This window comes from Lishizhenia sp., from assembly GCF_033720595.1.
Taxonomy (GTDB): domain Bacteria; phylum Bacteroidota; class Bacteroidia; order Flavobacteriales_D; family Crocinitomicaceae; genus Lishizhenia.
Genome location: NZ_JAWWCF010000036.1, coordinates 1 through 19,272 on the forward strand (window position 1 = coordinate 1; position 19,272 = coordinate 19,272).

General features: G+C 37.2%; 17 protein-coding genes. 7 read left to right on the top strand and 10 right to left on the bottom strand.

Annotation, left to right across the window (positions count from 1 at the left end; translation table 11 throughout):
• The 4 genes from R3333_RS04180 to crcB form a co-directional block, all read left to right on the top strand.
• Window positions 1-517, top strand: a 517-nt coding sequence (locus R3333_RS04180) for an adenylate kinase (protein WP_318957435.1), incomplete at its 5' end; no start/stop codon positions are given.
• 9 nt (window positions 518-526) lie between these two features.
• Window positions 527-1,516: a GTPase ObgE gene (obgE, locus tag R3333_RS04185; protein ID WP_318957436.1), complete on the top strand. Its 990-nt coding sequence runs from the start codon at window positions 527-529 to the stop codon at window positions 1,514-1,516.
• Window positions 1,513-2,103 (top strand): phosphatase PAP2 family protein, encoded by a 591-nt coding sequence (locus R3333_RS04190; protein WP_318957438.1) that lies wholly within the window; start codon window positions 1,513-1,515, stop codon window positions 2,101-2,103. Before obgE ends, R3333_RS04190 begins: the two co-directional genes overlap by 4 nt.
• A 32-nt stretch (window positions 2,104-2,135) precedes the next feature.
• Window positions 2,136-2,504: a fluoride efflux transporter CrcB gene (crcB, locus tag R3333_RS04195; RefSeq protein ID WP_318957439.1), complete on the top strand. Its 369-nt coding sequence runs from the start codon at window positions 2,136-2,138 to the stop codon at window positions 2,502-2,504.
• On the opposite strand, the gene R3333_RS04200 is transcribed toward crcB, so the two are convergent.
• The 9 genes from R3333_RS04200 to R3333_RS04240 all read right to left on the bottom strand — a co-directional run bounded on the left by R3333_RS04200 (window position 2,488) and on the right by R3333_RS04240 (window position 14,241).
• On the bottom strand, window positions 2,488-3,810 hold the full coding sequence (locus tag R3333_RS04200) for a 1-acyl-sn-glycerol-3-phosphate acyltransferase (protein ID WP_318957440.1): 1,323 nt from the start codon (window positions 3,808-3,810) through the stop codon (window positions 2,488-2,490). The genes crcB and R3333_RS04200 overlap by 17 nt on opposite strands.
• Window positions 3,811-3,879: 69 nt before the next feature.
• Entirely contained in the window at window positions 3,880-4,563 is a 684-nt protein-coding gene (locus tag R3333_RS04205) for a TIGR00730 family Rossman fold protein (RefSeq protein WP_318957441.1), read from the bottom strand.
• A 3-nt stretch (window positions 4,564-4,566) separates the two neighbouring features.
• Window positions 4,567-7,389 carry an excinuclease ABC subunit UvrA gene (gene uvrA / locus R3333_RS04210; protein ID WP_318957442.1) on the bottom strand — a complete coding sequence of 941 codons (2,823 nt, stop codon included), beginning with the start codon at window positions 7,387-7,389 and terminating at the stop codon, window positions 4,567-4,569.
• Window positions 7,379-8,305, bottom strand: coding sequence for a lytic transglycosylase domain-containing protein (locus tag R3333_RS04215; protein ID WP_318957443.1), 927 nt, complete (start codon window positions 8,303-8,305; stop codon window positions 7,379-7,381). The genes uvrA and R3333_RS04215 overlap by 11 nt, the downstream gene beginning before the upstream one ends.
• Before the next feature lie 32 nt (window positions 8,306-8,337).
• Complete coding sequence (locus R3333_RS04220) at window positions 8,338-9,417, bottom strand: MraY family glycosyltransferase (RefSeq protein WP_318957444.1); 1,080 nt, start codon at window positions 9,415-9,417, stop codon at window positions 8,338-8,340.
• A gap of 10 nt (window positions 9,418-9,427) precedes the next feature.
• The gene (rfbC, locus tag R3333_RS04225; RefSeq protein WP_318957445.1) at window positions 9,428-9,973 is read right to left on the bottom strand and encodes a dTDP-4-dehydrorhamnose 3,5-epimerase; all 546 of its coding nucleotides are present in this window, start codon (window positions 9,971-9,973) and stop codon (window positions 9,428-9,430) included.
• Window positions 9,970-12,321 (bottom strand): polysaccharide biosynthesis tyrosine autokinase, encoded by a 2,352-nt coding sequence (locus tag R3333_RS04230; protein ID WP_318957446.1) that lies wholly within the window; start codon window positions 12,319-12,321, stop codon window positions 9,970-9,972. The genes rfbC and R3333_RS04230 overlap by 4 nt, the downstream gene beginning before the upstream one ends.
• Window positions 12,322-12,328: 7 nt before the next feature.
• Window positions 12,329-13,072, bottom strand: coding sequence for a polysaccharide biosynthesis/export family protein (locus tag R3333_RS04235; RefSeq protein ID WP_318957447.1), 744 nt, complete (start codon window positions 13,070-13,072; stop codon window positions 12,329-12,331).
• Window positions 13,069-14,241 (bottom strand): glycosyltransferase, encoded by a 1,173-nt coding sequence (locus R3333_RS04240; RefSeq protein ID WP_318957448.1) that lies wholly within the window; start codon window positions 14,239-14,241, stop codon window positions 13,069-13,071. The genes R3333_RS04235 and R3333_RS04240 overlap by 4 nt, the downstream gene beginning before the upstream one ends.
• A 103-nt stretch (window positions 14,242-14,344) precedes the next feature.
• Between R3333_RS04240 and dacB the strand changes: the two genes are divergently transcribed.
• Window positions 14,345-15,799, top strand: a complete 1,455-nt coding sequence (gene dacB / locus R3333_RS04245) for a D-alanyl-D-alanine carboxypeptidase/D-alanyl-D-alanine-endopeptidase (protein ID WP_318957449.1) — start codon at window positions 14,345-14,347, stop codon at window positions 15,797-15,799.
• A 145-nt stretch (window positions 15,800-15,944) separates the two neighbouring features.
• Here dacB and R3333_RS04250 read toward each other — a convergent pair whose 3' ends face one another.
• Complete coding sequence (locus R3333_RS04250; RefSeq protein ID WP_318957450.1) at window positions 15,945-16,913, bottom strand: D-alanine--D-alanine ligase family protein; 969 nt, start codon at window positions 16,911-16,913, stop codon at window positions 15,945-15,947.
• A 156-nt stretch (window positions 16,914-17,069) separates the two neighbouring features.
• Between R3333_RS04250 and R3333_RS04255 the strand changes: the two genes are divergently transcribed.
• Together R3333_RS04255 and R3333_RS04260 are read left to right on the top strand one after the other, a co-directional pair.
• Window positions 17,070-17,906, top strand: a complete 837-nt coding sequence (locus R3333_RS04255; protein ID WP_318957451.1) for a PASTA domain-containing protein — start codon at window positions 17,070-17,072, stop codon at window positions 17,904-17,906.
• Window positions 17,907-17,911: 5 nt separating this feature from the next.
• On the top strand, window positions 17,912-19,272 hold a 1,361-nt coding region (locus tag R3333_RS04260; RefSeq protein ID WP_318957452.1), incomplete at its 3' end, for a hypothetical protein.

Sequence of the window (19,272 nt, forward strand, 5' to 3'; positions counted from 1 at the left end):
AAGGTTGATTACTAAATACGATTTAGTACACTTATCAACAGGAGATATTTTTAGAGCCAACATTGGTGGCGGAACTGAGCTTGGAGTTTTGGCAAAGAGTTACATCGATAAAGGACAATTGGTTCCTGATGCGGTAACGATTGATATGTTAAAGTCTGAAGTGAAAAAATACCCAGAAGCAAAAGGGTTTATTTTTGACGGTTTCCCGAGAACTAATGCGCAAGCAACAGCTTTAGACGAGTTCTTAGCTTCTATGGATATGTCTATTTCTGCAATGTTAGCATTAGAGGTTCCAGAAGAGGAGTTGAAAACGCGTTTGGCAAAACGTGCTGAAGTATCTGGTAGAGCAGATGATGCTGATCCAGCTATTATTCAAAACAGAATTAACGTGTACAGAAAAGAAACTGAACCGGTAAAAGAATTCTATCAAAAGCAAGATAAATTTATTGCAATTGACGGATTGGGTTCTATGGATGAGATTTCTGAGCGTTTATACACAGCAATAGATAAATTGTAAAAACACAACATGGCGGGTACTAGTTTTGTAGATTATGTAAAGATTCATTGTAAGTCTGGTAACGGCGGGGCTGGGTCTACCCACATGCGTAGAGAGAAGTACATCCCTAAAGGTGGACCAGATGGTGGAGACGGTGGTCGAGGTGGACACATCATTGTGCGTGGAAACAAGCAAATGTGGACTTTACTACACCTGAAATACCAGAAACACCATAAGGCTGGACATGGAGGACATGGCTCTGGTCAGCTGAAGACGGGTGCACAAGGAGAGGATGTTTACATCGAAGTGCCTATAGGTACAATAATTCGTGATGCTGAAACCAAAGAAATCATGTTTGAGATTTCTGAGGACGGTCAAGAAGAAATTGTAATGCCTGGAGGTAGAGGTGGTTTGGGTAACGATAACTTTAAGTCGTCTACCAACCAAACGCCAAGATACGCTCAACCGGGAGAGCCTTTTCAGGAAGGTTGGCTCATTTTAGAGTTGAAAGTATTGGCAGATGTAGGTTTAGTAGGTTTCCCTAATGCAGGAAAAAGTACTTTACTTTCTGTAGTCTCTGCAGCTAAACCAGAAATTGCAGATTATCCATTTACTACACTTAAACCTAATTTAGGTATGGTGTCGTACAGAGATAATCAATCTTTTGTGATGGCAGATATTCCTGGAATTATAGAGGGAGCGCACGAAGGAAAAGGTTTAGGTTTACGTTTTTTAAGACACATTGAACGTAACTCATTGTTATTGTTTATGGTTCCTGCGGACAGCGATGATATCCATAAAGAATACAAAGTTTTATTGAATGAATTAAAGTTGTATAACCCAGAATTGTTAGACAAGGAAAGGTTATTGGCCATTACCAAGTCGGATATGATAGACGACGAGTTGAAGGCTGAAATGGAGCAGGATTTACCGAATATTCCTCACCTCTTTATTTCATCAGTAGCTCAAATGAATATTTTAGAGTTGAAGGATTTGATCTGGAAACATTTGAATAAATGATAGCGTATTTAGAAGAATTAGACAGGAATATTGTTGTAGCAATTAATGGACTCCACAACCCCGTTTTGGATGAGATTATGTGGTACACTAGCAAGATTCCTGTTTGGTTCCCGCTATACCTTTTACTTTTTATACTGGTGTATAAGAAGTACAAACTCAAAAACTTTTTAATCTTTCTCGGTACTTTTGCATTACTCATCTTGTTTTGTGATCAAATATCGAGTACGCTCTTTAAGCCTTTAGTGGGTAGATGGAGACCCTCCCATAATCTTTTGTTAACCGACCAACTGCATTTCTATGAAATGAGACCGGGCGAGTTTTACAGAGGGGGAAGGTTTAGCTTTATCTCAGGACATGCAACCAATTCCTTTGGAATAGCAATGTTGAGCGGTTTGGTCCTTAAGCCTTATTTCAAGAACATAATGTTGTGGTTGTTGCTTTGGGCAACTTTCGTTTCTTTTTCCCGAATCTATCTTGGTGTACATTACCTTTCAGATATTGCGGCAGGCGCAGTGGTAGGTTGCGGAGTAGCTTATCTTTTATACCGTTTCTTTTTTCAGCGCTGTATCAAGCCATTGGAGAAGTAATAGCGTTCTGAAATAAATCTTATTTTAGTGCTATGAATTGGCTAGCAATATTTATAGGAGGAGGATTGGGGAGTGTCTCAAGATTTGGAATCAGTTATTTTTTCAAAACCGTACAATGGCAAAAGAATTTTCCATTGGCGACCATTCTTACCAATATTTTAGCGTGTCTCATTTTGGCTGTTACAGTGTATCTATTTAAAGATAAAATTAACGAACAGCCTTGGCTTTACTCTTTAATTGGAATAGGTTTTTGTGGAGGATTCTCCACGTTTTCTACGTTCAGTCTAGAGAGTGTTCAACTGTTTCAAGACAAGCTTTATTTCTATGCTTTTATGAACATAGCTGCTTCGGTAATCATATGTTTTGCCCTTATGCTATTTATCGCTAAGCAACAGGGATAAGCGCTTCAATTTTCTCCTTAATATCTTTTCTCATTTTAACCAAGGTAGAAACATCTTGCTTAGCCAGCTTAGATTTTATTTTGAAGTCTTTAAGACGCTGTATGGCTCTGTAGGCAATTAAGCCCGACATCATAGGAACTAAAAAGAAGTACGCCCAAGCAAGTGGAGTGTTCTTTATGATCAAGGCGTTCAAGAGCATTACTATACCAACGTTGTATAATCCCATTAATATGTGACCTACCATCATTTTTACAGAACTCCAAAACACTTTTCTTTTCATGGTTTTCTCCACGAATTTTTTAGTAATGATGTATGGAATAAATCCGTGGATAAGTCCAAGTATTGTTACCGGTAGACTCAAAATGAAGAACATCAAATCTTTGTAACGAGTTGTTTCTTCATTTACTAAATTGAACATGTATTTTTCGTCTAACTTGCTTCTTTTCAATAAAGCGAAGTACCTGTCTGTATCTTTCTTAAGTCCTATTAATTCTTCGTCTTTCTCTAGATCTTGTTTATTGAGCCAATTGGCCAATTGTTGCGAGTATTTCCAACGTTCGACCAAGGTGTATTTCTTGTCGAAATTGTCTGGGTTCATTCCCTTACGGGTTAAACGCATTACGTTTTCATGGAAAGGTGCCCAATCCTTTTTATCAACATGTGTTAACTGTGAACGTAAATCTTTTTCTATTTGTTGAGTAAGATGCGTGATTACGCGATTAGGATTTTCTTCATATTCCTTTTGGTAATCGTTTAAACAAATTGGATTTCCGTTAGAAATTAATGTTCCACTCCCAAATTTATTAGGTTCGGTATAATTAACGCCAACTGTTTGTATGTATATGTTTTTAGACCAATTGATTTTTTCTAATGCTCCAAAACCTATACGTGCAGCTCCTTTTTTCAAAGGTTTTAATCTACGAATAAACACATCGTCAGTAAACCCTTCTCCGAAGATGAGTAAACTTCTTCCGTGTTTTAAAATTCTATTACATTTTTCAAAAACTTCCTCGTTCTTCTTTTTGGTGTCTTCTCCGTCGTGAGCTCTGTAAATAGGCAGCATGTGTGCGGCCCAAAGAATAGGCTTCATAATGGGTTTAAACACATCAGCTCTTGTCATAAAAAACACAATGGGCTTTTGGTTAGAAGCAACCACCAAAGGGTCCATAAAAGATGCTGCGTGATTACTCACGAATATTGTTCTCGCAAATCTTTTTGTAGGTTCGTTTATTTTCCTAGTTCTTGGGTAGTATACCCATAAAGAAAATTTTAACGTAAACTTTAGTGCTAAATATGCTAGTCTCATTCTAAGAGTTTTGTACCAAAGCGCAAAAGTAAAATTTATTTCTAAAACTTACCCAAGCCCTTATGTATACTAGAAGTTTGGCGTGAAAGAATTGATTTTAAAGAAGTCATCCACGAAGTCAATAGCAGATTTTGCATCGTCTACAACAGTAAAGAGTTCTAAATCTTTCTCGTTAATGTTGTTTTCTTTTTCTAGCATTGTTTTTTTGATCCAATCTATTAAGCCAGACCAATAATCACTTCCTACTAACACAAAAGGACGTTTGTTAATCTTTTTGGTTTGCATCAATGTCAAAGCTTCAAATAGCTCATCCAAGGTTCCAAAACCACCTGGAAGAATAATAAATCCTTGTGAATATTTTACAAAGATTACTTTTCTCACGAAGAAGTAATCAAACTGAAGATTGTGTTGTGGATCTATAAAGGGGTTGCAATTTTGCTCAAAGGGAAGATCGATGTTTAATCCTACTGACTGTCCTCCTCCTTCTTGAGCACCTTTGTTTCCAGCTTCCATAATTCCGGGACCACCTCCAGTAATGATTCCGTATCCTTTTTGAGAAAGCTGTTGCGCAATTTCAGTACCTATTTTATAGTATTTGTCATGATCTTTTGTACGTGCAGATCCGAAGATAGAAATACACGGACCAATTTTGGCCATTTTTTCGTAGCCTTCAACAAACTCAGACATGATTTTAAAAATCGCCCAACTATCGTTTGTTTTTATTTCGTTCCAGTCCTTTTTTACTTTGTTCATACATTAGAGTTTTAGTTCTTTCTTCAGGTATTTTCCTGTATGAGATTTTGACCTTTTAAGATTGGCCAAACCTTCGGGACTTCCTTGGAATAAAACATTTCCACCACCTTTTCCACCTTCTGGACCTATGTCTATAATGTGGTCTGCCACTTTAACGATATCTAAGTTGTGTTCGATAACAAGCACAGTGTTTCCCTCTTCAACTAAACGTTGTAATACTTCGAGTAACATTCTAATATCTTCAAAATGCAATCCTGTTGACGGTTCATCCAGGATGTAAAAGGTTTTTCCAGTTGATCGTTTAGAGAGTTCTGTTGATAATTTAATACGCTGAGCTTCTCCTCCTGATACAGTGGTAGAGGGTTGTCCAAGTTTGATATACCCTAATCCTACTGATTCTAATGTACTCAGAATTCTGTGAATTTTTGGTATGTTTTCAAAAAACTTAGAAGCCGCTCCAATGTTCATGTCTAAAACATCTGAAATGGATTTTCCTTTGTACCTGATTTCCAGTGTTTCTCTATTATAACGTTTCCCATTGCACGTTTCGCATTCAACATGAACATCTGGTAAGAAATTCATCTCAATCACCTTTACTCCGGCACCTTTACAGGTCTCACATCTACCTCCTTTAACATTGAAACTAAACCTTCCAGGCTTATACCCTCTAATTTGGGCTTCAGGCATTGAGGCGTAAAGTGAACGTATTTCCGTAAATACATTGGTGTATGTTGCAGGGTTAGAACGAGGTGTTCTTCCTATCGGACTTTGATCTATTTCTATAACTTTATCAATGTGCTCCAAGCCTTCAACCTTTTTGTAAGGCATAGGCTTTTTAACACCGTTATAGATGTGTGCATTTAGTATAGGGTAGAGCGTCTGGTTGATTAAGGTAGATTTACCACTTCCAGATACTCCCGTAACACAGGTGAAAGTACCTAGTGGTACAGCAATATCTACATTTTTAAGGTTGTGACCACTGGCTCCAAGTAAGCTTAAGTAGTTGCCATTTCCTTTTCTTCTTTCTGTAGGGAGTTCAATTTCTTTATCACCCAATAAATACGAAGTAGTATGAGAATTTACCTCTTTGATGTTAGAGAATTTATCCGCATTAACAATGGCTCCACCATTTACACCTGCTCCAGGACCTATGTCTACTACAAAGTCAGCAGCTTCTATCATTTCTCTATCGTGTTCTACCACAATAACTGAATTTCCTGTATCTCTTAATTTCTTAAGTGAATCAATCAGACGTGTATTGTCTCTTTGATGAAGTCCAATGGAAGGTTCATCCAATACGTACAATACATTCATCAGTTCAGATCCAATTTGTGTGGCCAAACGAATACGCTGTGCTTCACCACCAGATAAAGACTTCGCAGAACGGTGTAGGGTTAGGTAATCTAACCCAACTTCTAAAATGAAATTGATTCTATCTCTAATTTCTTTGATGACTTCCTTACCAATTTTTAATTGATCTTCATTGAGCTTTTTTTCAATACCTTCGAAGAAATCGTGTAGTTCTTGTATGTCGAACATGGCTAGATCACCAATGTTCTTATCTAATATTTTAAAATAATGTGCTTCTTTTTTGATACGTGTTCCATGACAAGTGGGACAAGGGATTTTATTTAAAAAACTCTCTGCCCATCTTTTTACAGCGGCTCCTTTAGCCATTTCTGCATGACGGTTAACAATGTTGACCACTCCTTCGAAATCTGGAAGGTCTCTACCTCTAGCATCCTTTAAACCGCTAGCTCCGTACAAAATTTTATCTATGAGTTCTTCTGGGAAATCACTCAGAGGTTTTTTTAATGTAAATCCATTTTGCTCAACAAATTCTTCCAGCAAGCTAAACATCCAGTTGTTTTTGTATTCACCGAGAGGGGCAAGTGCACCTTTGGCAATACTCAAATCTCTATTCGGGATGATTTTATTTTCATCCACTTCTGAAATTTCACCTAAACCACTACATTTTGGGCAGGCTCCATAAGGAGAGTTGAAAGAAAATAAATTGGGTTCTGGTTCTGGATAACTTATGCCTGAAGTAGGACACATCAAAGCACGTGAAAAGTGACGAACATTTTTAGCGTCATCCTTTTTCATCACCATCATGGATTTATCACCATATTTCATGGCGGTTTGTATGCTTTTGGCTAAACGGGTTCTGTATTTTTCCTCCACAGATAAACGGTCAATCACAATTTCTATATCATGAATCTTATACCTGTCGAGTTTCATACCTTTTTCAATGTCACGCAACTCCCCGTCAACACGAACCTTGGTAAAACCAAGTTTTGCAATTTGTTCAAAAAGTTCGCGGTAATGTCCTTTTCTACCTTTGATTTTAGGAGCGAGAAGGGCAATTTTTTCACCTTTAAAGTCGCGGAGAATAAGATCTGTAATTTGATCGTCAGAGTATTTAACCATGGCCTCACCACTTACGTAAGAGTAGGCAGTTCCAACACGGGCAAAGAGAAGTCGTAAGAAATCATAAATTTCAGTGATTGTTCCTACGGTTGAACGCGGACTTTTTGAAACCGTTTTTTGCTCTATGGAAATCACAGGACTTAAGCCTTCAATTTTATCTACATTCGGTCTTTCTAACCCTGATAAAAATTGACGAGCATAAGAAGAGAATGTTTCCAAGTAACGGCGTTGACCTTCAGCAAAGATGGTGTCGAATGCCAAAGAAGATTTTCCACTCCCACTTAAACCTGTAAATACCACTAATTCGTTGCGGGGTATTTTTAGATCTACATTCTTTAAATTGTGTTCTTTAGCACCGTAAATTTCTATAAACTCTCTCTGATCTTTACTCTCCATTATCTTCTCGGTATGCGTTTAAATTAGCCCCTTTTGCAGGTAACAAAATTACATAGGATTTACCGGGTTCAATCCTTAATTGGTTCGAAATTAACCACGGATTGAGTTTTTTGAGAATTTTTTTATTGAAACCTTCGTTTTTAGCCCAAAGCGACAAATCTGAAAGGGAAGAATCTACAATTTTTTGAATGGTTTTATAAGGAGAGTAGTACGTATTTATTTTAAAGTTATAGTTGGAGGGATGTTCTATAATTTCTTTCAATGCCATGATTCTGAATACATAGCGCGATGTTTCTGTGTTCAAATTGAGGTCGAAAAAGTTATCGGCGTATTGTCCTTCGAGATTTTTTGATATTCCATTTACACCTCTATTATATGCCGCCGCTGCAAGTATCCAACTTCCCAATTTTTCTTTTGCATCTTTAAGATAGGCACAAGCTGCACGTGTACTTTTTACAACATGTTTTCTTTCGTCAATGTCTTTATTAATGATTAGGCCGTAATCTTTGGCTGTACCTTCCATAAATTGCCAAAATCCAAGTGCTCCAACATAGCTTCTTGCTTGTGTTAATCCACTTTCAGCAACTGCTAAGTATTTAAAGTCATCAGGGAGTCCTTCCTCTTTAAGAATTTTCTCAATAACTGGAAACCAGCGTTTACTTCTTTTCAAGATAAAGAAGGTACTAGAGTGATAATAAGCATTTGTGATTATTTCACGTTCATATCTTTCTCGTATATCTATATCCTTTAATAGAACTTTGGTGTCTAAAAATTCGATGTAATCGGGGATGATAAAATCACTAAAAGATGATTCTACGTTGTTGTGAACGATAGTTTCTTCTTTTTGTATAGTGGGTGAATTATTGCATGCCCATAATAAAGTGCCTAAAAGGATGAATATGATGAATTTTGCCATAGATGTAAAATAACAAAATTATCCAAGTCCTTCTATTTTTTGGGAGCTTTATAGCGCAGTGTATTGCCGTAAAGTCTGTAAAATACACCTATAAAATAGATCAATCCAATTCCCCAGCTTATGTAAATATCTACCTCGATTAATAGGATAAGTAATATACTTAAAATGGTGGAGCATAGCGTGAGCATGAGAAAGTTTAGCCAAACTTGAAAATCAGATTTTCCTTTGTAAACCATGTGGTGTGTAGTATGGTCTTTCCCTCCAACCATTGGGGATTTTCCGGCCATAATCCTGTTAATAGAAACAGTTAAAGTATCTACGATTGCAGGGGTAAAGGCTACAAGGGTAATCACAATGGCTTTCCACGCTTCTAAATCTAGAAAAGAAGTAGAATTCCACAATCCTTTAATGGAGAAGAAGCTAACGAATAAACCGATGAATTGCGAACCTGTATCTCCCATAAACATTTTGGAAGGGTGAATATTATACTTTAAGAATCCGATGAGACCTCCCACTTGAGTAACCAAAATAATGGTCCAGAAATTGGTGTTAATGTCAAGCGTGATAAAGCTAATTAACAAGCAGCTTATCAATATACCTATAACTACAGTTGCTGTAATGCCGTCCATATTGTCGAGCATATTGAGGCTGTTCATTATACCAACAACCCATATTATTGTGAAGGTAGCATTGAATAAATGTGAGGATGATATGTTTATGACTGTATCAAAGAGCACTAAAATTACTCCACACAGAATCTGCATAGAGAGTTTCAACCAAGGTCTGGTGTTGTAGGCATCGTCAGCCATCCCCATAAAAAAGGCTACTACAGCCCCGGCAAGTAATCCTAAAAATTCAAGATTTCTAAAGATATTTCCGTCAGCATAAAATATGGCAAAGGCAATAATTGAGAACATAAATACGACAAAGAAGCTAATACCTCCTAGAGAAGGTTTCGATTCGTTACTCCATCGAATAATGACATCATTTTTATTGCGGATTCCCAGTGTTTGAGCAAAGTGTAATATTAGTCCATTTGTCATAATAGACACTGCAATTCCCAAAAAGAAAAAAATGAGAATCTGTATGATTTTAACCGTAAGTATAGACATGTACTACCAGTTAAAACGGTGATGTAAAAGATGCAAAAGATCCAGCATCTTTATCTTTATCAGAAATTACCGGAGCAATATCACCCCATTCTATTCCTAAATCCTGATCAAACCAAGCAAGAGATCCTTCACTTTCAGGATGGTAGAAGTCTGTACATTTGTAACTGAAAAGCGTATTGTCTTCTAGCGTTAAAAATCCATGTGCAAAGCCTGGTGGAATGTAAAATTGAGTTTTGTTTTCTCCCGTTAGAACAATACTCTGGTGTTTTCCATAAGTGGGAGAATCTTTTCGTATATCAACGGCAACATCTAAAACGGCACCGGAAATAACACGCACTAATTTACCTTGTGCATGAGGTGGCTTTTGAAAGTGTAAACCACGTAATACTCCTTTAGCAGAAAGGGATTCGTTGTCTTGCACAAAGTTTACTTTATGTCCTGTTTCAGCTTCAAATTTTTCACTTTGAAAACTTTCCATGAAGTATCCTCTGTGATCACCAAAAACCTTAGGTTCTATAATCCAAAGTCCTTCTAAGTCGCCTTTTATAAATTTCATTTTTTAAATCGTCTATTTTTCTTTTTATCAACTGTGTAGCCATATCCGTAACCGTAGCCATATCCATACTTTGAGTTACGTTTTTCTACACCATTTAAGAGGAGGTTAATAGATTTGATTTTTTGAATTTCTTTCAATTCCAAAACGCGTTTAATAAACTGACGTTTGGAATAATTCGCCTTAAAGATATAAATAGGAATGTCAGCATCATGTAAAATCTGAACGCCGTCAGAAACGATACCGACAGGAGGGTTGTCTATGAGGACATAATCGTACTTTGTTTTAAGCTCTTCAATCAGCTCTGTGAGGTGTTTGCTTAAAATAAGTTCTGAAGGGTTGGGAGGAATACTACCAGCGGTTATAACATCAAGGTTGGGAATAACATCTTTGTTGATGCATTCTTCTAAGGTGCTGTTCTGACTTAAATAATCGGATATACCTTGTTTGTTCTCCAGATCTACCCCCAAATGAACTTTAGGCTTTCTAAGGTCTAAATCTAGAATAACGACGCGTTTTCCAGACATCGCTAGAATAGCACTTAAATTCAATGCAATAAAGGTTTTTCCTTCACCGGATATGGATGAGGAAATGGCAATAGTCTGTGCTTCTGGGTTTACAAACTTCAAATTACTTCGAATCGCTCTAAAAGCTTCCGACAAGAAAGATTTTGGATTATTGTGAACTACCAGTTGAGAATAAGAAGAGTTTGAATTTTCGAAAGGAATAGACCCTAAAATATTCATTTGATTTTGTGCGAGCTTCTCTAAATCTGCCAAGTTGTTAAGTTCATCGTAACTCACGTATTTGAAAAACAAGAAAAGAAGAGCGAGTAGAAAACCTAAAATAAAGTAGGTGTAATAGATTTGAAATCTATTGGGTTCAACGGGGGTTGTATTAAGCGGTGCTTTGGACAGTACTTTGTTATTTGAAGTATACCCTGCATTTGAAATTGCGTAGGCAACCTTTTTCTCGTTTAATGAAGTGTAGTATTTTTCATTGAGATCTTGCTTATTTTTTAATCTACTCAACTCCATTTTTTTATCGGGAATAGAGAAGAATTGTAGGCGGGCAGTTTTTACTTCATTTTTTAAGAATTCAATGCGTTCAGCCGTTTTCTTTTCAAGGGCATCGATTATTTTATTGGTGATTTCTATATCCGCTGCAATCTTTTTGTCGAGTTGCGTAACAGTTCTGCTTTCTTCAGTTACGGTGTACAACAAGTTTTCTCTTTTCTCAAGTTTAGCAAAAAGGTTTTCAATCTGTTCCTTTAATACGTTTTGATAACTTTTTTCTATAAGTACCGGAAGTAATTTGTAGACCTCTGTACTGCGCGGAGAATTGTTGATTTCTTTTTTTATTCGCTTTAAGTCGGTATGTTCTATTTTTAACTTTTCTAATTCATTCTCTAGGCTAGTTACCTTCGAAGATAGATTACTTTCAATATTGTCTAAATCAGATAGGTTTTCGCGACGTTGAAATTCGGTTAAGGCATTTCTCGAAAGTATGAGTTCCTTATTGAGTGAATCTAATTGATCATTGATGAACTTTAAGATTTTTTCGCTACTCTCTTGCTGGAGATGATCATCATAATCAAAGAAACTTTCGCCCACTGCGTTACAAATATCTTGCGATAGATGAGCGTTGTTACTGCGGTAAGAGATTAGTATACTTTTAGCTTGAATGTCTAAGGGGGAAATAGAGAGGTTTCCATGAAGTCGACCCATCAAGCTTTGTGTATTGTTGAACACAAAGTAGAGTTCATTATCGTTAATGTCTCGGTTTAAAACCTCTTCATTGTCTGACTGAATAAAGATGTGGAAGAGTTCATTTTTAAAGGCCTGATTAAGGTAAACCTCCTCAATTCTTTGTTTGCCTTTGTACTCGTATTTTATTTTAAATCTGTTGTCAGCATCTTTGAATATGTATATGGGTACGTTGTAAAGGCTTTCATCTACCAGGTTAATTAATTGTACCTGAAATTGTGATTGGGTATAACGTTCTTCGGTTAAAAATTCTCCCTTGGCGAAATGACTCACTTCTAAATCAAGTCGCTTTAAAGCTTCCTCAAATAAAAATTGGGAACGCAATAATTCAATTTCTTTAGAAATGTTCCCGTCGTTATTTACATTTTTAAGGTCTAATACATTCGCTCCCTGATCTTCATTGTCTATTTGAATAACCATTTGAGACTGGTACACCGGTTTGGTATACCTCAAGTAGAGAAAGGAAAGCGCTCCAAAAAAGGCAATAATCAGAAAAGCAAACAAGAAGTTTTTTTTCAAGACATTACGGATGATGTCAAGATCAAAATCTGTGTTTACAAAAAATCGATTTTTAGAAATGTTCATGGAGTGTTTACAATTTCGAAAAGATAGTAATTATGGCAAGAGATGAAGTAATTATTCCAATTAAAGGAGTAACTTCTCGTAAAACTCCACGTGTTATTTCTTTCGTAGGCGCTATGTAGATATAATCATTGGCCTGTATTACCATATCTGTATAAGCCAATCCATCTATGGTGCTTAAATCAATTTCATATACTTCTCTGTGGTCTTCAACTGCTCTAAGAATTTTGATTGATTTTGCTTTTCCCCTTTCGGCAATTCCTCCTGCCATAGCTAGGACTTCCATTAAAGTAGTGTTTTCATTGATGAGGTTCACAACTTTGGCTTCACCACCGTTACCTGGGAACACAATAACGCGTTTGTTGAGTACTTTAACCTGTACAAAAGGGTTCTGGTGCGTAAATGAAAAATAGTATTCCAACGTGTCTTCACAAGCTTCAATTGTTAAGCCTGCAAGGTGCACATCACCAATAACAGGAAGTTCTGCTTTTCCGTCTGGACGTATGGTGTAATCTAAAGATTTTGTACTTAGCTGGGTTTGACCTGTGTTTTCTACAATTTGTTCTCCATCCTGCGGATAAAGTTCGAAACTGAACCTGTCGTTAACACTCATTCTATAACTCTCCTCAGGAGTCATAGGGATACTATCTTTTACCACAATATCTGAATTGTCAATATTTTTGAACATCAAATTACTGTTGATGTTACACGAAGTAAAAGCTATGATAAGGAAGAGATAAAAAAGGTGTTTCATTTTTCTAAAAGTTGTTTATATAACTTTTCCATGTCTGCTACCAATCTCTTGTAGTGAAATTTTTCGCAAACATGCGGGTACCCGTTGGTTCCCATTTTAATTCGTAATTCATCGTCTTCTATGAGTAAACGCAATTTTTCAGTGTAGGTTTCAAGATTTCCTTTTTCAACTATAAATCCAGTCTCTCCATCTATTACAATATCTCGCACACCACCAACATCAGTACTAATTACCGGAAGGTTGGTTGCTTGCGCCTCTATTAAACTTACAGGTGTTCCTTCGTTTTTCGAGCTTAAGCAAATTAGGTCCATTCCTGCATTAAATTCAGCAATATTTTTTACCCAGGAAGTCATAATGATTTCAGTCCCATATTTACTATTTAGATATTGTACTCTTGCATCAATGTTATGGAACTCGCTTCCATCGCCTACAATAAAGACTTTAAACTTTTTGGCAGTGCTTTGTGTTAATTTTTCAATGGCGTCTAAGAAAAAATCATGGTCTTTTATTGGAGCAAGTCTACCTACAATTGCAATTGCAACTTCGTCATTAGAAACCCGGTATTGTTTACGAATTCTCTCCCTGTTAGAAGTTAAGTTTTCTTGAAATTTACCTAAATCAAACCCCAAAGGAATAACACTTGTTTTTGAAGCTTTGCAAATTTTATGTACTTGCGTTAGCTCTTGTTTTTGGAGGGGACTTATTGCGATAATCTGTGTAGATTTTTTTGCCAAATTGCGTTCAATATTCTTGAAAAGTAACGTTTTTAATCTTCCAAAATAAGAGTGAAAAACGTGACCATGAAACGTGTGAACGATTACCGGGACTTTGCAGGCATGTGCTGCCTTTCTGCCCAGAGCACCTGCTTTCGAGGCGTGGGTGTGTACAATGTCTGGTTTAAAATCTTCGATAATTTTCTTGATTTCTTGGTAAGCCGCCCTATCTGTCTTGTAGTTTGGGTTGCGCTGCAAAGAAGAAATAACTTGAGGTTGCACACCGTATTGTTCTAAAATGTGCAAGGAGTCTTTTTCTCCTTCATCAGGAACACCTCCAATTAATTTAGTTTCGAATTCATCAGAAAGAAACGCAGTTAAAAAAGTAGCATTAAAGGTTGGACCTCCAATGTTGAACCGGTTGATAATTCTGAGTATTTTTATCTTCTTTGTCAAGTAATCTCGATTTCCTGTAAATATAGGAGTCCTAAATTAAGTAAATCTAATATTTAGACAAACTTCACGGAAAATCGACGTGTAGAGTAAGAAGATAGATAATATGAAGAAGATAGTAGCATTAGTGATTGGATTAGGCTTTATGTCAGCCGGTTTGGGACAATTAAATGTTTTGCAGCAGCATTTAAAAAGTTTACTAGCTAAACCGGATATGGAAAATGCCACGCTTGGATTTGTAGTGAAAGATTTGAGTACGGATGAGGTGGTTATTGCACACAATGAAAAAGCAACCATGGCAACGGCGTCAACTGCAAAACTGTTTACAACGGCAACCAACCTATTGCGTTTTCCAAGTGATTATGCATTAACCACAAAAGTTTATTTCACAGGTTTTGTGCAAGACAGTATTTTGAAGGGAGATTTGGTGGTGAAAGGGTGTGGTGACCCTAGTCTAGGAAGTAAATACTTTTTTGAAGGGGAAGAAAAATATGCCTTTTTAAAGCAGTGGAGTGCTGCGGTACAGGCTAAAGGGATTAAGCGCATTACGGGAAGTGTTATTGCAGATGGAAGTGCTTATGCTCAAGAAGGGATACCTAAAGATTGGACGTGGAATGATATGGGGAATTATTATGGTGCAGGTCCGGCAGGGTGTACGGTGTTTGATAATTTGATGGAGCTGCACTTTAAATCGGGAGGTATAGGTAGTTTAACCAGTATTACTAAAGTAGAGCCGCAAATGCCAAATGTAGCTTTTGAGAATTTTGTGGTGGCAGCAAGGTCGAATACTGATAATGCTTATGTGTACGGAGCGCCGCGTCAAACGAATAGGTATGTTCGTGGTGAAATACCATACAACCGAAGTGATTTTGTAGTAAAAGCCTCTGTGCCGGATCCAGAATATTTATTGGCCTACAGTTTTAAAAATGAATTAGAAGAAGGAGGAGTTGTAGTAGAAGGTGCTGCAGAAGCTGTGCATAGCTCTCGTGCTGATTTAGAAGAAATCTACCCTGTTGATGACAGGATAGTGACTGCTTTTAAAGGAAAGTCCTTGTTGGAGATAGCAGTATTAACCAACCATAAAAGTATTAACCTGTACGCGGAACAATTGTTAACGTGGTTGGGGAAAGATGATCAAGGAAATACGAGTATTGAATCAGGTCTATCTACTTTGAATAATTTCTGGAAGGATAAGTTAAGTGGAGGATTCGAAATGACAGATGGGAGTGGGTTATCGAGAACCAACAGGATATCTGCTCAACATTTCGTAGAGATGCTTACGTATATGCATCAATCGAAGAAGATGGAAGATTTTGAGACTACTTTGCCGATAGCCGGTGTAAGTGGTACGTTAAAATATGTGTGTAACGGAGAGGCTGGTCAAGGTAGGATTAAGGCGAAAAGTGGTTCTTTGAGTGGTGTAAAATCTTATGCGGGTTACGTTTACGGTAAGTCTGGAAAGAAGTATGCTTTTGCCGTTGTGGCCCAGAATTTTAACACAAGTTCTAGAACGATGGTTGTAAGGTTTGAGCAGCTATTCAATGCTATAGCTAATATGTAAATCTACCCGCGATAGTACTGGTAGCTCCCCAAAATAGAGTTTTAGTAAGCCACGAGCTACCTTTACGACCAGCGGAAGTGATGGTAGCTTTTTTGCGATTTAAACTATTTTTTGGGGACTATAGGGGATAGCGCGAAAAGGGAGCCTACTTTTCTAAAATGAATTTGTAAATATTTGTCCAGAAATCTGAAATTTTAGTCCCCTCTGCGGCTAACATTTGAGGCACTATGGAAGCTTTACTAAAGCCTGGAGTGGTATTTACTTCGATAATGTATGGCGTACCATTTACCAACATGAAATCTACACGAGCTACAGATGATAGTTGCAAGAGTTGATAGGCTTTTACTGTCTCTTTTTGAATAGCGGCTGTAGATGCTTGATCCAAATTGGCAGGAGTGATTTCTTGCGATTTTCCTTCGTATTTTGCTGTAAAATCGAAAAAATCTGTGTCTGAAATGATCTCTGTTACTGGAAGTGGGTGAATACCGTTTTCATCTTCGTAAACTCCACAAGTAAATTCTCTTCCGTCTAAAAAGCTTTCTATTACTACGGTTTGACCCTCTTGAAAAGCAGCGTCAATAGCGGGGGTGAGATCTTTCTGGGTTTTCACTTTTGAAATACCATAGCTAGATCCGCTATCGCAAGGTTTAACAAATAAGGGAAGTCCTAACTCTTGTACAATATTCTCTACATTGTAGGATGTATTCTTTTGGAGCACGTGACTCTTGGCAACATTGCACCCTAATCCTTTTAAGAATTGATTACAAAACCACTTGTCAAACGAAAGTTCGCTGGCTAAAGCATTGGAATTTACATAAGGAATCCCCTTCATGTCTAATAGGGCTTGTATCTTTCCGTTTTCTCCAGGGTTTCCGTGTATGTATATATGTGCTGCGTCGAGTTGAATGTTCTCTCCTTCGTGCTTAAATTGAAAGTTCTCCAGGTCAAATGGAATGCGTATATCATCAAGGATGACAGTCCATGCCTCTTGTTTAACTTCAATTAAATAAAGTTGGTAGTTGTTGGCGCTATTGTTAAATATAGTGTGCGCACTGTTCTTCGAAATTTCAAATTCTGATGAGTAACCACCGTAGAGAAGTCCAACCTTTTTCATAATACATATTTGAAACAAAAATAAAGTTTAATCTAGGGGAGTGTAAAGTCAAATATGTAAAAGTTATGAGCAAATAATTGTTCTTAACAAAGAATAGACTTTTGGGGCTATCTTTTGGAAGAGTATATTTCTATATTTGTTGCAAACTAATCGGAAATGAGTTTAATAGGGAAGACCTTCAATCTTTTAACATCTAAAGCTTTCTGGATCAATATCCTTATCATTATTTTGGCATGGGTAGCCATTATTTGGGGAGCATTATCGTATTTTGAATCTACCACCAAACACGGGGAGAAAGTTGAAGTGCCTACACTTGTGAGTGATGGTCGCGAGTATGTTGTTAACATTAGAGATGTAGAAACCTTATTAAATGGAACTGGGTTAGAGTATGAAGTACTAGACTCAGTGTATAAACCCGGTTTAGTAGATGGTACGGTGATTTATCAAGATCCTTTACCAACAGTGAAATCAGGGCAATATGTGAAGTCGGGCCGTAAAATTAAGCTCCGTGTTTCTAAACGCACCCGAAATGTGAAAATGCCAAAACTTATTGATAAGTCGCAACGTTTTGCAGAGGCATTAATTACAACGGTTGGTTTGCGTTCTAAGACTACCTATGTAGCATCTGAAACGCCTGGATCTGTATTAGATGTGAAGTATAGAGGGAAGTCCATCAAAGATGGAGCGCAATTACCTATTAATTCTGTAGTAGAGTTAGTTGTGGGTAGAAATGCCAATGGCGAATTATTACCCGTTCCTAATTTATACGGTTTAACAATAAAAGAGGCGCAAACGCGTTTAAATGCGAGTGTTGGATTGAATTTATATGTGTCTTGTCCGGAATGTATTACCGCTGCGGATAGTGCAAAGGCCATTATCAATGCTCAAACACCAGTTGCGGGAGAAGGGTCTATGGTGCCGAGTGGGGCAACTGTAACGGCTTTTGCCACGTTGAATTTTATAGATAACCGTCAGGAAACAATCGTAGAATAGAAATTATGAGAAGAATAGCTTTTGCTATATCCATCCTTATATCAGGAATTACTGCTTTTGCACAAGAAAGTGTAGCTCCTTTGGTGAGTAATCCTTATCTCCAAAGAGAAGTTGTAGCAGTAGAACAAAAGAGTTTAGAAAATTCATTTGACAGTACATTCATTTATCAATCAGATACGGTAGAACTGCCATTCTTTGATGATTTTTCACGTAATAATTTTCAGGTTTATCCAACCAACTATTCGGGTGTTGGGGTAACCAGTGAATTGTATTACTCTATGTTGGCCGAAGGAAGTACAACTCCTTTACCTGCAGGAACAAAGTTAACTGCAAGCAAGACTTTTAAAGTGAATGTGAACGTAGATAACAATACGAGTGATACGGTATATTACGATAGTACCGTTTTTGAATTTAGTGAGCTAGAGGTATATCCTGTAAATTATATACAGAACTTTGCTTACCCTAATTATTACGTGTTTGATACAATTGTTAATGGAAACTTGACCTCAGATACTGTGTTTGTAGTAGATGCAGAGTTTCAACAATTTGAAGCGCGTATTTTCTTTTCGCAATTGAATGATTCAACGAAGTTATGGTTGGATGATTATGCTTACCACAACTACAGAATGGCAATTAATCCAATTAGTTTAGGGGTGGTAACCTTCGATGGATTAAACGAAAGAGGATATCCCTACAATTTTAATTCTAACAATAATGCATTGTGTGATTATTTGACCTCGAAGCCCATTAATATGGGGGCTTTTTCTGCGAGTGATTCTGTATACTTTAGTTTTTTATATCAAACAGAAGGTCTTGGAGACCCAACGGAATCAGATGATTCTTTGATTGTTGAATTTTACTCGCCTGTAGATCAAATATGGGAGAGGGTGTGGAGTACACAAGGTGGACAAGGTTCTAATTTCAATGCGGGCCATATTGGTATTACCGAAGCCAAGTATTTAGCAGATGGATTTCAATTCCGTTTTGTAAATTATGGATTGCCTTCAGGTGCTTTGGATCAGTTTCATGTGGATTATGTGACGCTTAGAGAATTGTCTACATATGATGATACCTTATTCGAAGATTTTGCATTTACATATCCTTTAAACACTTTGTTGAAAGATTACACACAAGTGCCATGGGATCACTACAGAAATAATCCGAATGGAAAGATGAGTGATGCTTTACAAATTGCCTTGCGCAACAATCAGTCTGTGGCAGCTAATAACTCAGCAGGTGGTAGTTTGAGTGTGTACTACAATGGTGGGTTTGAAGGTAGCTTTAATTTTACAGGAGCAGATTTATCGAATCCAGATTTGGATTATGCACCAAGAACACATTATTTCTCAGAAGTAGATTTAAGCGG

Coding starts and splice junctions, on each gene's coding strand:
- rfbC (WP_318957445.1), bottom strand. CDS start 9,973: ATGAAATTTATAAAAGGCGACTTAGAAGGACTTTGGATTATAGAACCT.
- R3333_RS04230 (WP_318957446.1), bottom strand. CDS start 12,321: ATGAACATTTCTAAAAATCGATTTTTTGTAAACACAGATTTTGATCTT.
- R3333_RS04250 (WP_318957450.1), bottom strand. CDS start 16,913: ATGAAAAAGGTTGGACTTCTCTACGGTGGTTACTCATCAGAATTTGAA.
- R3333_RS04215 (WP_318957443.1), bottom strand. CDS start 8,305: ATGGCAAAATTCATCATATTCATCCTTTTAGGCACTTTATTATGGGCA.
- obgE (WP_318957436.1), top strand. CDS start 527: ATGGCGGGTACTAGTTTTGTAGATTATGTAAAGATTCATTGTAAGTCT.
- R3333_RS04200 (WP_318957440.1), bottom strand. CDS start 3,810: ATGAGACTAGCATATTTAGCACTAAAGTTTACGTTAAAATTTTCTTTA.
- R3333_RS04235 (WP_318957447.1), bottom strand. CDS start 13,072: ATGAAACACCTTTTTTATCTCTTCCTTATCATAGCTTTTACTTCGTGT.
- uvrA (WP_318957442.1), bottom strand. CDS start 7,389: ATGGAGAGTAAAGATCAGAGAGAGTTTATAGAAATTTACGGTGCTAAA.
- R3333_RS04190 (WP_318957438.1), top strand. CDS start 1,513: ATGATAGCGTATTTAGAAGAATTAGACAGGAATATTGTTGTAGCAATT.
- R3333_RS04255 (WP_318957451.1), top strand. CDS start 17,070: ATGAGTTTAATAGGGAAGACCTTCAATCTTTTAACATCTAAAGCTTTC.
- crcB (WP_318957439.1), top strand. CDS start 2,136: ATGAATTGGCTAGCAATATTTATAGGAGGAGGATTGGGGAGTGTCTCA.
- R3333_RS04205 (WP_318957441.1), bottom strand. CDS start 4,563: ATGAACAAAGTAAAAAAGGACTGGAACGAAATAAAAACAAACGATAGT.
- dacB (WP_318957449.1), top strand. CDS start 14,345: ATGAAGAAGATAGTAGCATTAGTGATTGGATTAGGCTTTATGTCAGCC.
- R3333_RS04220 (WP_318957444.1), bottom strand. CDS start 9,417: ATGTCTATACTTACGGTTAAAATCATACAGATTCTCATTTTTTTCTTT.